Genomic DNA, 10,646 nt, shown 5'->3' with positions numbered 1-10,646 from the left:
CTCACCCGTCCGCCGCTATCCCCGAAGGGACCGCTCGACTTGCATGTATTAGGCACGCCGCCAGCGTTCGTCCTGAGCCAGGATCAAACTCTCCAATAAAGTGTTCCTCCCCAAAAAGTGAAGCGAAGCTGCCGAAGCATATTCCGATTACTTTTCGGGGGCCCCATAACGACTATGAGGCAAATTATCAGAGCTTGTCTTAAGCTCAAAATTCAATGCTAGCGAGAATTTTCATTCTCTGTTCAAACATTCACTCGTTGTTCAGTTTTCAAAGGACAATTTTCCTGTTTCAATCGTTTTATTCCTTTCAACGACCGGAATTTAAATATATCACATTTGCCTACATAATTGCAAGATTTTTTTAAAACCAAAATTATGAAATCAAATCGTTTGAAAAATTATGTTACAAAGACATTTACACAATATATCACGAATCAAATAGTATAGCAAAGGAATTTATTACAAACTAAACATTCATACCATGTCAGGATGAACTGCATAGTTTGGGTCACAATATTAATAAAAACGGAGGTATCTTAATTGATGAGCTCACAATTTTCAGTAGCACATTTAACACCTGAGGTGTTAACCCAGATTCAGCAATTAGAAAATAAGCTTCGTACTGACGTTAACGAGAACATTGTGCTGATAGCCTATACGGATCACAACTCGGGGAATCCAAAACCCGCTTCGAACCTAAACCCATAAAAATAGAAAGGTTGTCACCTGTTGACAACCTTTTTATTCTTTACTCTAATGTATCGTTATCCGGCTGTGCCTCTTCTTTAGTAGCCTTGGGACGAGCTCTTGTAATGAACTGGCGAAATTCCTTGACTCGTGCTTCAGACTCGATAATTTCATTCCTTCCGGCTTGAAAAACCGACGACCCGGCAATACCGATGATTCTTACAGAGCGCACTTTAATTACGCTGCAATCATTGTTTACTTTCATAGAGAGTGAATCCCCGCTAGCTGGTAAAGGGATAGGTCTGGAGTAAACCGGATATTTCGTAAAATTACCTTCATTCCCCAAATACGTGGGAACTTGTCTTACCACTGTCATGACTTTTGAAGCTGAATTAATGCTTCTATTATCTCCGGCTTGCAGTATGGATGCTTCCGATAAATTAAATACATCTACAAAACCAACTACGGACCATCTGCTCATGCTTCGGCCGCTAATGGAAGAAGCGGACCAACCGTCACCGATTCCGGAGGAGAATCCGAAATAGAAGACAGAATAATTTGTTCCGTATCCCCAATCAAAAAGACCGATGACACGGATACCCCTGTTACTTTGATATCACCAACACACAATTCGTGATTAATAACCTGAAAATTCATTTTTTACTCACATCCTTCTTCTTTAGTTTATTGAAATAAAGATCCACTGCTTTTTGAATGTCTGTTTTCGTTCTAAACAAAACGGAGTCTTGAATAGAAGACAATTGATCCTTGGTAGCTCCTGGTTCCATTTGTTGAAAATAGTACATCATTCTTTCTCTCATCTGTCTTTTTAAATCATCCAAAATCAGCATTCGATGCCAAGGGTCTAATTGGAATTCAGAGTCTTGCTCGAACTGATCTATTTGTTGTGGAACGTCTTTATCGAGATACTGCTCTAGCTCCCTCTGTACGGATTCCTGCAGTTCAGATGTCGGTTGCGCCGGCAGTTCCGACTGCTCATCCATTTGCTGATCTGAATTTTTGCCTACAGCCATCTCATCTAATGATTGGGGAGTAATACCGATGTTTAAAGTACCGTCCAGCTTTTCAACTTTTAACTGATCAAATTTATATTCAATTCTATCGATATGAACCCTTTTCTGATCCTTTAAGGCGTTTAGTTCCTGCTTCACCGATTCAAGCGTTTTTTCCAACTCTGCCACTTTCTCGGCGTGAGCCAGGACATAATGATGCAAATTTTGAAAGTACTGGCTCCATTGCCACCCATTATACATCATACCAACACCTCCTTCCTCATTGTATGCACAGGATAGGAGATGGGTGTTAGCCCAGCTAATGAGGACTTGGTAATGGAACAAGGGATGGGGTCATTTCCTCCTCTGGTTTAACAGGAGGCTCCCCCTCCTCCTTAAATCCTCCCGTATTATACTGATTGGATAATGATTTGATCATTCCCGAGCTTCCGATTTGAAGAACAGATGAATTCGTCACATTGTTCACTCGCAATTGATGGATGACAATATTTTGGTTAATGGTTAAATTCATCAGACGACACCCCTATTCCCCAAATTCGTTTGAGTAGAATCAGCCACATCATTATCATTTGTATTCGTACTGCTAATGCCAACTCCGGTTACTGGAAAATCACCTGTATTGAATGACCCTCCCCCGGCAAACGTTTTAGAATTGCTTTCCGGCGCTAACTGAACCGCATCCCCTATATGCACAATCGAGCCGTTGTCAATGGATAATATTTTTATATTACCAACAATGGAAGGCATAGGCGTACTCCTTTGTTCTTCTTGCTACATAGTATGATGATAAGTGCCCAGTGGTACATAAAGATGGAATAGTTCTTGATTGTATCATGACGGCCCGGGATTTCATATAATGTGTTGAACTTCTAGGCGAAAGGAGGAGATTCCAGATGAGCCGCACCAATAACAACCAATCCCGCTGGGAAGCCATTGAATCCTTACTTGGAATGAAGCTGCCTGGTTTGCCTTCTGATAAGCATTTGGAGATGTGGAAAGATACTTCTTGGGTAGAGGATTACGTTAAGCAAATATTGGAGAAAAGTCTTCCGAAGACGAGCACGTTGAAAAAAGCAGCCAATAACCCATCTGAAATATTCGAAACGCATCATTTTATCATTGTAAAAATGAAAATGGCGGACAACGCCAACCCTATTGTCAAAATCAGAACAGATCAAGTGAAGGTAGACGGGATCTCAGGTAATAATCCTCAAATCATCCGTCTCCCATGTCCTATTGATCCGCGTGGCAGCAGAGCTTCATATAAAGATGGCATTTTACAAATCAAAATGCGCAAGAAGAAAATAGACCAGACCTATCGCGAAATTTCTGTAAGATACTTATAGTACGGTCGCGAGAGAGCTTAGGGAGTTATGCTTAATGTATCAAATTATAATTGTATTATCGGAACGTAAGCTTCATTTATTAAAGGACAACATTGTCATTCACAGCTACCCTATAGGTATCGGTAAAGAATTGACGAAGACACCGGAAGGAATTTATACGATTGTAAATAAAGTCCCCAATCCTGGCGGCCCTTTCGGCGCTTTCTGGATGGGTTTGTCACGCCCGCATTACGGCATTCATGGCACTAACAACCCATCCTCTATAGGACACGAAGTATCTCATGGCTGTGTAAGGATGTATAATCAAGATGTGCTTGCCCTTGCGGCTGTTGTCCCTATTGGGACGCGAGTCATTATTCGTAAGTGACTGTACGGGGTAGCAACGAACTGATCATTATATATTCCATAATACAAAAAACCACCTTGCCGCGATGAAGGCAAAGTGGTTCTTCATTTTAACTTATTTACTGGATTCTACGGTAATTTTGTCAGATACGGTATCCCGAATAACGGACATTACCAGTTGAAGCAGGTAATTGATGTCTTCCTGAGACTGGCGGAACTCGCTAACGATCGGAATGTTATCCAGTTGATCCTGCAGCTCCTCAATTTCTTTCTCGATTTTTTCAACCATCTTTTTGTTCTCGAACGATTCAAACGCTACAATTTCTTTCTGTTTTTTCTTGATAGCGCTGATTAAGGTTTGAATATGATCATTGGAGGATATTTGTTGTTCTGCTTTTTGGAAAAACTGAACCTCATTGGATGTCGAAATCAATTCAGCCAGCTCTTTGGCTTTGGCCAGAATATCTTCACGAACGATCATTTCCGTATTGGTATAGCACTCCATTTCACTGCACTGCATATGATTGTGATCATGGTCATGATCGTGATGATGTTGTCCCGACATTGCCGGTCACGCCCCTCAACATGTAAATTTACTTTTTTATTGCGCAATGGCTTCCGATACCCATTCCCCTTTGATATACCAGGTTTGAGCATCCGTAATTTTGACAGGTACAATCTTACCTATCAGTTCCTTCGGTCCTGCCAAATGAACCAGCTTGTTCGTACGTGTACGTCCGGCAAGCACTTCCGCATTATTTTTACTTTCGCCTTCAACGAGAACATCCAGAAGCTGCCCCTTCATGCTTTCGTTGCTTTCCCTGCTGAACTCAGCCAATACGGCATTCAAGCGGTACAGCCGCTCTTTCTTAACCTGCATCGGTACATCATCCGCCATGTCAGCGGCAGGGGTACCTTCGCGCGGCGAATAAATAAACGTATAGGCACTATCATATTTCACTCGCTTAACCAGGTCGAGCGTTTCCTCGAACTGTTCATCCGTCTCACCGGGAAAGCCGACAATAATATCTGTCGTTAAGCTTACATCAGGAATAGCCGCTTTGATTTTGTCCACCAGGTTCAAATAGTGCTCACGAGTATACTTGCGGCTCATGCGCTTCAATATCTCATTGCTGCCCGATTGTACCGGCAAATGGATCTGTTCTACCAAATTCCCTTTTTTCGCAAGAACGTCGATCAAATGATCGTCGAAATCACGAGGATGCGATGTCGTAAACCGAACGCGCGGGATATCTATCTTGGAAATATCGTTCATCAAATCGCCGAAGCGATACTCGATATCGTCAAAATCCTTGCCGTATGCATTCACGTTCTGCCCAAGCAGCATAATCTCCTGGAAGCCCTGTCTTGCCAGATCACGAACCTCAGCCAATACATCCTCCGGTCTGCGGCTCCGCTCTTTCCCGCGAGTGTAGGGAACAATGCAGTACGTACAGAATTTGTCACAGCCATACATGATATTAACCCATGCTTTAATACCTTCGCGCTTTTTAGGAAGATTCTCGACGATATCGCCTTCCTTGGACCACACTTCGATAACCATTTCTTTACTGAAAAAAGCTTCCTTCAGCAAATGCGGCAAACGATGGATGTTGTGAGTACCAAATATCAGATCGACGAAAGCGTGCTTTTGCAAAATGCGGTTGACAACAGCCTCTTCCTGGGACATACAGCCGCACACTCCAAGGACTAGCGACGGCTTCTCCGCCTTAAGATGCTTAAGGTGACCAAGCTCCCCGAATACTTTGTCTTCCGCGTTTTCACGTATGGCACAGGTATTCAATAAGATAACGTCCGCCTGTCTGCGGTCATCCGTTGCTTTGTATCCCATTTGCTCGAGTAAACCCATAATGGTTTCGGTATCATGCTCATTCATTTGACATCCGTAGGTTTGGATCAAATAATATTTATCTTGCCCAAACTGCTTCATGTCTTCGGGGATCTCAAAGTTATAATGAACCTTGATCTCTTCCTTCCCTCTTTTTTTCGCATCGGTCAAAGAAGGAGGTTGAAAATATATAGAATAATCTTTATCAGATTTGTTCTTCGTTGTCATTGCACGTTCCTCCTGAAATAAGCTGCAAACATCATACCTTTTATTATATCATTATTGCAGCATCAATTTCAAAGAGAAAATCCTCTATTTGCTAGGACAATAGGGTGGCCATATCTCCCGTTTTTACACCGGCCGCATTAGCCTCATCCGTATCGATGTGCATATCTAACGCATATTGATCGGAAACCCGCGCCAATACATTTTCGAAAATAAGCGAACGCTCTCCTTCCACTCTAACCGTTAGCAGCTGCTTGTCCTTAATCCCCCAGTTTGCCGCATCGTCCGTATGGAAATGAATGTGGCGCGCAGCAACGATGACGCCTTCCGGAATATCAACTTGTCCGGCCGGACCGATAACGGTAATTCCCGGGGTCCCGGCAATGTTACCCGATTCCCTTACAGGAGGATTCAGGCCCAATACAAAAGCGTCTGAACGCGATACCTCCAGCTGTGTCTTGCCTCTGGCAGGGCCTAATATTCTTACTTTATCAAATCTGCCCTTAGGACCAGCAACAGCCACCGTTTCGACCGCGGCATATTGTCCAGTCTGAGACAAATCTTTCAAAATGTTTAACTGATACCCTTTTCCGAACAATTGTTCGATATGTTCAACCGACAAGTGAATATGTCTTGCCGAAACGCCAATAGGTACTTGTTTCATAGCAATAACCCCCATTGATTGGACTTATGTACGTATTCATTATTTGCTAACTCACCCTGATTATAACGTACAGCAGTAAAAAAAGCATACGGCGATGCCGCATGCTTTCTTAAAGTTCATAAAATTATTTAAATTCTGCCATCAATTTCTCGAAATCTGCTTCCGAGATTTTGAGGTCTTGTTTAGCCAAAGCTTCTTGTTTAAAGCCAGAAACCAAGTTCTCATAGCTGTCTTTGCTTGTGTTTTGATAGATCAAGCCAGTAAGCAAGCCGTTGGTTTCCATGATTTTGGTCATAGCCATAACACGGTTGCTTGGATCGTAGTCAGGAGTTTCTTCCAGGTCCACGATGTTTTCTTTGAACCAGTCATAAGTGTTCACTTTGTTAAAAGTAACACATGGGCTGAATACGTTGATAAAGGAGAAGCCTTTATGCTTCATACCTGCTTCGATCAAAGAAGTCAGCTGCTTCAAGTTGCTGGAGAACGATTGTGCAACAAAGGTTGCACCAGCAGCCAAAGCTACTTCCAGCGGAGACAAGGCAGATTCGATGGAACCTGCAGGCGTACTTTTCGTTTTGAAGCCTTCAGCGCTTCGCGGCGAAGTTTGCCCTTTTGTCAAACCGTAGATTTGGTTATCCATAACGATGTAAGTAATGTCGATGTTACGACGGATAGCATGTACGGTATGACCCATACCGATCGCGAAGCCGTCGCCGTCACCGCCTGCAGCGATAACCGTCAATTCACGGTTGGCCATTTTCAGACCTTGTGCGATTGGGAGGGAACGACCGTGTACACCGTGGAAGCCATAGGCATTGATGTAACCGGAGATACGTCCGGAACAGCCGATACCGGAAACAACGCCCAATTGTTCAGGCTCCAACCCTACATTGGCAGCAGCTCTTTGGATAGCCGCTTGGATGGAGAAGTCTCCACACCCCGGACACCAGTTAGGTTTAATATTATTGCGAAAATCTTTTAACGTTGCCATACTGGACTCAACTCCTGACAAAATGTAGTGATTTCTGCCGGCAAGAATGGGTTACCGTTATATTTCAACAGACTCTTAATTTTTTCTGGGGAACCAACGTTCAATTTGATCAAGGAAGCCAATTGAGCCGTCGCGTTGTTTTCGATAACAACAACGGTTTTTGCTTTTGCCATTTGAGCCTTCAGCTCTTCAGCAGGGAAAGGATGCAGCAAGCGAACCGTTACGTGATTTGTTTTGATACCTTGCTTCTCCAAACGCGTTCTTGCTTCGTCGATAGTTCCACCAGTGGAACCCATACCGATAAGCAGCAGATCCGCTTCTTCGTGAGGAGCGTCTACAAGGATCGGGTTCGTTACTTTCACGTGTTTCAATTTCTCCATACGCTTATCCATCATTTTCTTACGGTTATCCGTGCCTTCGGATGGACGGCCTTCTTGGTCATGCTCTACGCCTGTTACGTGGTGCAAGCCGTATTTTTGACCAGGAATCGATCTTGGAGAAACGCCGTCTTCAGTAAACTCATAACGCTTGAACAGCTTGTTTTCTTCCGTCGGAGGTAATTCGCCTTGAACCAAGCGGCCGCGGTCGATAACGATTTTATTGTAATCCAACAATTCACTGGATTGTTTACCAAGGGAAAGTTGAAGGTCAGTCAACAGGATAACCGGCACTTGATATTTCTCTGCCAGGTTGAACGCCTCAATCGTATCATAGAAGCACTCTTCGATTGTGGATGGAGACAGCACGATTTTCGGAATTTCACCGTGTGTTCCGTAGATCATGGCGAACACGTCGGATTGTTCTTGTTTGGTTGGCAGACCTGTACTTGGACCACCGCGTTGTGTATCTACGATAACAACAGGAGTTTCCGTCATACCAGCAAGACCGATAGCTTCCATCATCAAGGAAAGACCAGGACCTGCGGATGCAGTCATTGTACGCACACCGCCGTAGTTACCGCCGATAGCCATAGTTACCGCTGCGATCTCGTCTTCCGTTTGAATAACGGTACCGCCAAATTTAGGCAAGGTTTTGATTAAGTACTCCATGATCTCCGATGCTGGTGTAATCGGATATGCAGGCATGAAACGGCAGCCGGCAGCTACAGCACCCAAACCGATAGCATCGTTACCGATGATAAACAGCTTTTGTTTGCCGTCAGCAGGCTCTAACTGGAACTCAGGCAATGGACCGCCGTTCATTTCGAGAATGAACTCAGCCGCTTTGCGAACCGCTTCGATATTTTTCTCTACAACTGCCGGACCTTTGCGTCCGAACTCTTCCTCAACCGCTTTATTAAACACTTCCAGTGGCAAACCAAGCAGGGCCCAAGATGCGCCGGAAGCAGCCATGTTCTTAAATAGGGATGTTCCAAGCTCTTCAGCAATCGCTGTAATAGGCACAGGGAACAAACGTGCTTTGATGCCTTCAGGCACAACAGGATTAAATTTGGCGTCTGCTACGATAACGCCATTCTCACGAAGCTCATGCGCATTCAAATCGATGGTTTCTTGGTCAAATGCAACAAGGATATCCAAATCATCGGAAATAGCACGAATCGGTTTCGTACTGATTCTGATTTTGTTGTTGGTGTGTCCCCCCTTAATACGAGAGGAGAAATGACGGTACCCGTACAAATAATATCCCAGACGATTCAATGCCGTCGAGAAGATTTTGTCGGTACTTTCAACACCTTCCCCTTGTTGTCCTCCGATCTTCCAAGATAATTGGCTAATCACCGTTGTCCACTCCTTTTAATGTCACTGACACTGCAATAGATCAACTTAAGCTTAAAAGAAATTTTACATATGGATAAAAAATTTCTTTCAGTTGTCATCCAAATCATATGACTTTACCAAATAAAAAGCAAGTAGTTTGGTCCAAATTGAAAGATAGTATTTTTAGATGATATCCATACCGAAAAGAGATCAGTCCGCACGGCATATATCTAGATACAAGATAAAAGCTTACCGAGCCGGCAATTGCCGCTGCAAATATCGGTACCAATTTCGAAAAAAGAAGTCTTTAAGCCAGTCATCCTTGTAGTATTTGCTTAAAAAGTGCGCCAGATCGTCAAACTTCCCTGTATGCTCAAGACCCGGGATCCATTTGCTGATGCCGTCAAAGTCGGAGCCGATCACCAGATGCTTTTCGCCGCCTAACGAGCATATGTGGTCAATATGCTTTGTTAAATCGCTGAGCGAGGCGGTTCCTTGCTCGGTAACAAACCAAGGGACGAACGTGATGCCTATCCTTCCCTGCTTTTGGATTATCGCTTTGATCTGACTATCGTCCAGGTTGCGCGGATGGCTGCAGATGGCTTTGGCGTTGGAATGGGTGGCAACAAAAGGCTTCTCCGACATCATCGCAAGATCCCAGAACGATTTCTCCGACAGATGCGACACATCCATCATTATACCCAAATCGTTGCACTCTTTAATAAATCTAAGCCCTTTTCTTGAAAATCCTCCTTGCCTCGGTTCCAAAACCCCGTCCGCCGCCCAATTCCCATAATTCCAGGTAACTCCGATCAATCGAATTCCGAGATGGAACAAGGTCTGGGTAAACAAGGGGTTATCCTGAATCGCATCCGCTCCCTCCAATGTCAGAATCGCTCCCTTCTGGGGTCCGCTCATAACCTCCAGCAAGTCCGTCTGATTTTTAATCAGTCTGATTCTGGGGTCTGAAATGATTCTTTGATAAAAAATATTTATGTACTCTAAATAATGTTCAAAATATGGTTGTCGGATACTATCCGATAAAAAAATAGCAAAAAACTGGATCTTCACCCCTGCTTGCACCATTCTTTGGTAGGTTACATCCAATCCAGACACGGTCGGGTTAAAAAAATCCAGTCCCCTGTTTTCGTACATTTTGTATAGTACATCGCAATGCCCGTCAATAATTGTCATTGTTCTTCACGCTCCTCGACATGATTAATCACATGAATGCCTTTTCAAGAGAGGAATTGCCACGTTTACCTCTTTCTGGAGTAATGAAGTTAGTAATAAAAAACCTCTAACCGGTCTTTTCCCAAAAGAATCGACCACGATTAGAGGTTCATAAATGAAAAAGCAAGGAACTACTGTTCATTGTCATGTCCGTATTGAAAAGGCACGGTAAAAAAACCTGTCTACTAAGTAAACAGGCGTTCGGTAATTATGAAATATAGTGCTGTACTCTACCTGGGTTCCACAATGAGTTTTATAGCCGTACGATCTTCTCCGTCGATAACGATATCCGTAAATGCTGGTATGCAAATCAAATCAACCCCGCTTGGAGCCACAAATCCTCGTGCAATCGCTACTGCTTTTATCGCTTGGTTGAGAGCTCCAGCCCCGATTGCCTGCAGCTCAGCTGCACCACGTTCACGCAATACACCCGCTAACGCGCCGGCTACGGAGTTAGGATTGGACTTTGCTGAAACTTTTAATACTTCCATGAAAAGTACCTCCTCGGGAATGATGGATTGCTTCCAGTACTAATCATATTCTAGGAATTTTGC

The 10,646-nt window shown here is 43.7% G+C and carries 14 protein-coding genes and 1 rRNA gene; 2 read left to right on the top strand and 13 right to left on the bottom strand.

Annotated features, from left to right (window positions below; translation table 11 throughout):
• The 6 genes from GGC63_RS29060 to GGC63_RS29035 form a co-directional block, all read right to left on the bottom strand.
• A 16S ribosomal RNA gene (locus GGC63_RS29060) occupies positions 1 to 99 on the bottom strand; the annotation flags it as partial.
• 649 nt (positions 100 to 748) lie between these two features.
• Positions 749 to 1,168, bottom strand: a complete 420-nt coding sequence (locus GGC63_RS29055) for a spore germination protein GerPE (RefSeq protein ID WP_192705251.1) — start codon at positions 1,166 to 1,168, stop codon at positions 749 to 751.
• Positions 1,165 to 1,344: a spore gernimation protein GerPD gene (locus GGC63_RS29050; protein ID WP_192705250.1), complete on the bottom strand. Its 180-nt coding sequence runs from the start codon at positions 1,342 to 1,344 to the stop codon at positions 1,165 to 1,167. The genes GGC63_RS29055 and GGC63_RS29050 overlap by 4 nt, the downstream gene beginning before the upstream one ends.
• Entirely contained in the window at positions 1,341 to 1,964 is a 624-nt protein-coding gene (gene gerPC, locus GGC63_RS29045; RefSeq protein WP_192705249.1) for a spore germination protein GerPC, read from the bottom strand. Before gerPC ends, GGC63_RS29050 begins: the two co-directional genes overlap by 4 nt.
• 55 nt (positions 1,965 to 2,019) lie before the next feature.
• Positions 2,020 to 2,232, bottom strand: coding sequence for a spore germination protein GerPB (locus tag GGC63_RS29040; protein ID WP_079910186.1), 213 nt, complete (start codon positions 2,230 to 2,232; stop codon positions 2,020 to 2,022).
• The gene (locus GGC63_RS29035; RefSeq protein WP_079910187.1) at positions 2,232 to 2,468 is read right to left on the bottom strand and encodes a spore germination protein; all 237 of its coding nucleotides are present in this window, start codon (positions 2,466 to 2,468) and stop codon (positions 2,232 to 2,234) included. Before GGC63_RS29035 ends, GGC63_RS29040 begins: the two co-directional genes overlap by 1 nt.
• A 146-nt stretch (positions 2,469 to 2,614) precedes the next feature.
• Between GGC63_RS29035 and GGC63_RS29030 the strand changes: the two genes are divergently transcribed.
• Together GGC63_RS29030 and GGC63_RS29025 are read left to right on the top strand one after the other, a co-directional pair.
• On the top strand, positions 2,615 to 3,067 hold the full coding sequence (locus GGC63_RS29030) for an Hsp20/alpha crystallin family protein (protein ID WP_192705248.1): 453 nt from the start codon (positions 2,615 to 2,617) through the stop codon (positions 3,065 to 3,067).
• Between the two features lie 34 nt (positions 3,068 to 3,101).
• Positions 3,102 to 3,434 (top strand): L,D-transpeptidase, encoded by a 333-nt coding sequence (locus GGC63_RS29025; protein ID WP_192705247.1) that lies wholly within the window; start codon positions 3,102 to 3,104, stop codon positions 3,432 to 3,434.
• A 93-nt stretch (positions 3,435 to 3,527) separates the two neighbouring features.
• Here the strand turns inward: GGC63_RS29025 and GGC63_RS29020 are convergent, their stop codons facing one another.
• From GGC63_RS29020 to GGC63_RS28990, 7 genes are all read right to left on the bottom strand, one after another.
• A complete protein-coding gene (locus GGC63_RS29020; RefSeq protein WP_412973901.1) occupies positions 3,528 to 3,977 on the bottom strand; it encodes a RicAFT regulatory complex protein RicA family protein in 450 nt (149 codons plus the stop codon).
• A gap of 36 nt (positions 3,978 to 4,013) precedes the next feature.
• On the bottom strand, positions 4,014 to 5,489 hold the full coding sequence (gene miaB, locus GGC63_RS29015) for a tRNA (N6-isopentenyl adenosine(37)-C2)-methylthiotransferase MiaB (protein WP_192705246.1): 1,476 nt from the start codon (positions 5,487 to 5,489) through the stop codon (positions 4,014 to 4,016).
• Between the two features lie 91 nt (positions 5,490 to 5,580).
• Positions 5,581 to 6,150: a phosphate propanoyltransferase gene (gene pduL, locus GGC63_RS29010; RefSeq protein WP_192705245.1), complete on the bottom strand. Its 570-nt coding sequence runs from the start codon at positions 6,148 to 6,150 to the stop codon at positions 5,581 to 5,583.
• 124 nt (positions 6,151 to 6,274) lie between these two features.
• Positions 6,275 to 7,141, bottom strand: a complete 867-nt coding sequence (locus GGC63_RS29005) for a 2-oxoacid:ferredoxin oxidoreductase subunit beta (RefSeq protein WP_192705244.1) — start codon at positions 7,139 to 7,141, stop codon at positions 6,275 to 6,277.
• On the bottom strand, positions 7,129 to 8,880 hold the full coding sequence (locus GGC63_RS29000; protein ID WP_079910193.1) for a 2-oxoacid:acceptor oxidoreductase subunit alpha: 1,752 nt from the start codon (positions 8,878 to 8,880) through the stop codon (positions 7,129 to 7,131). Before GGC63_RS29000 ends, GGC63_RS29005 begins: the two co-directional genes overlap by 13 nt.
• A 228-nt stretch (positions 8,881 to 9,108) precedes the next feature.
• A complete protein-coding gene (locus GGC63_RS28995) occupies positions 9,109 to 10,053 on the bottom strand; it encodes a dipeptidase (RefSeq protein WP_192705243.1) in 945 nt (314 codons plus the stop codon).
• Positions 10,054 to 10,322: 269 nt separating this feature from the next.
• Positions 10,323 to 10,583, bottom strand: coding sequence for a stage V sporulation protein S (locus GGC63_RS28990; RefSeq protein WP_006286829.1), 261 nt, complete (start codon positions 10,581 to 10,583; stop codon positions 10,323 to 10,325).
• Positions 10,584 to 10,646 lie beyond the last annotated feature (63 nt).

It is taken from the genome of Paenibacillus sp. OAS669, assembly GCF_014873645.1.
In the GTDB taxonomy this organism is placed as follows: domain Bacteria; phylum Bacillota; class Bacilli; order Paenibacillales; family NBRC-103111; genus Paenibacillus_S; species Paenibacillus_S vulneris.
The sequence above is the reverse complement of the archived record's forward strand: the minus strand, read 5'-3'. Positions and strand labels throughout refer to the sequence as shown.

Excerpts from the sequence above, each read along its gene's own strand:
- GGC63_RS29035 (WP_079910187.1), bottom strand. The coding sequence starts at position 2,468 with ATGCCTTCCATTGTTGGTAATATAAAAATATTATCCATTGACAACGGC.
- pduL (WP_192705245.1), bottom strand. The coding sequence starts at position 6,150 with ATGAAACAAGTACCTATTGGCGTTTCGGCAAGACATATTCACTTGTCG.
- GGC63_RS28990 (WP_006286829.1), bottom strand. The coding sequence starts at position 10,583 with ATGGAAGTATTAAAAGTTTCAGCAAAGTCCAATCCTAACTCCGTAGCC.
- gerPC (WP_192705249.1), bottom strand. The coding sequence starts at position 1,964 with ATGATGTATAATGGGTGGCAATGGAGCCAGTACTTTCAAAATTTGCAT.
- GGC63_RS28995 (WP_192705243.1), bottom strand. The coding sequence starts at position 10,053 with ATGACAATTATTGACGGGCATTGCGATGTACTATACAAAATGTACGAA.
- GGC63_RS29040 (WP_079910186.1), bottom strand. The coding sequence starts at position 2,232 with ATGAATTTAACCATTAACCAAAATATTGTCATCCATCAATTGCGAGTG.
- GGC63_RS29055 (WP_192705251.1), bottom strand. The coding sequence starts at position 1,168 with ATGAGCAGATGGTCCGTAGTTGGTTTTGTAGATGTATTTAATTTATCG.
- miaB (WP_192705246.1), bottom strand. The coding sequence starts at position 5,489 with ATGACAACGAAGAACAAATCTGATAAAGATTATTCTATATATTTTCAA.
- GGC63_RS29005 (WP_192705244.1), bottom strand. The coding sequence starts at position 7,141 with ATGGCAACGTTAAAAGATTTTCGCAATAATATTAAACCTAACTGGTGT.
- GGC63_RS29050 (WP_192705250.1), bottom strand. The coding sequence starts at position 1,344 with ATGAATTTTCAGGTTATTAATCACGAATTGTGTGTTGGTGATATCAAA.
- GGC63_RS29020 (WP_412973901.1), bottom strand. The coding sequence starts at position 3,977 with ATGTCGGGACAACATCATCACGATCATGACCATGATCACAATCATATG.
- GGC63_RS29025 (WP_192705247.1), top strand. The coding sequence starts at position 3,102 with ATGTATCAAATTATAATTGTATTATCGGAACGTAAGCTTCATTTATTA.
- GGC63_RS29030 (WP_192705248.1), top strand. The coding sequence starts at position 2,615 with ATGAGCCGCACCAATAACAACCAATCCCGCTGGGAAGCCATTGAATCC.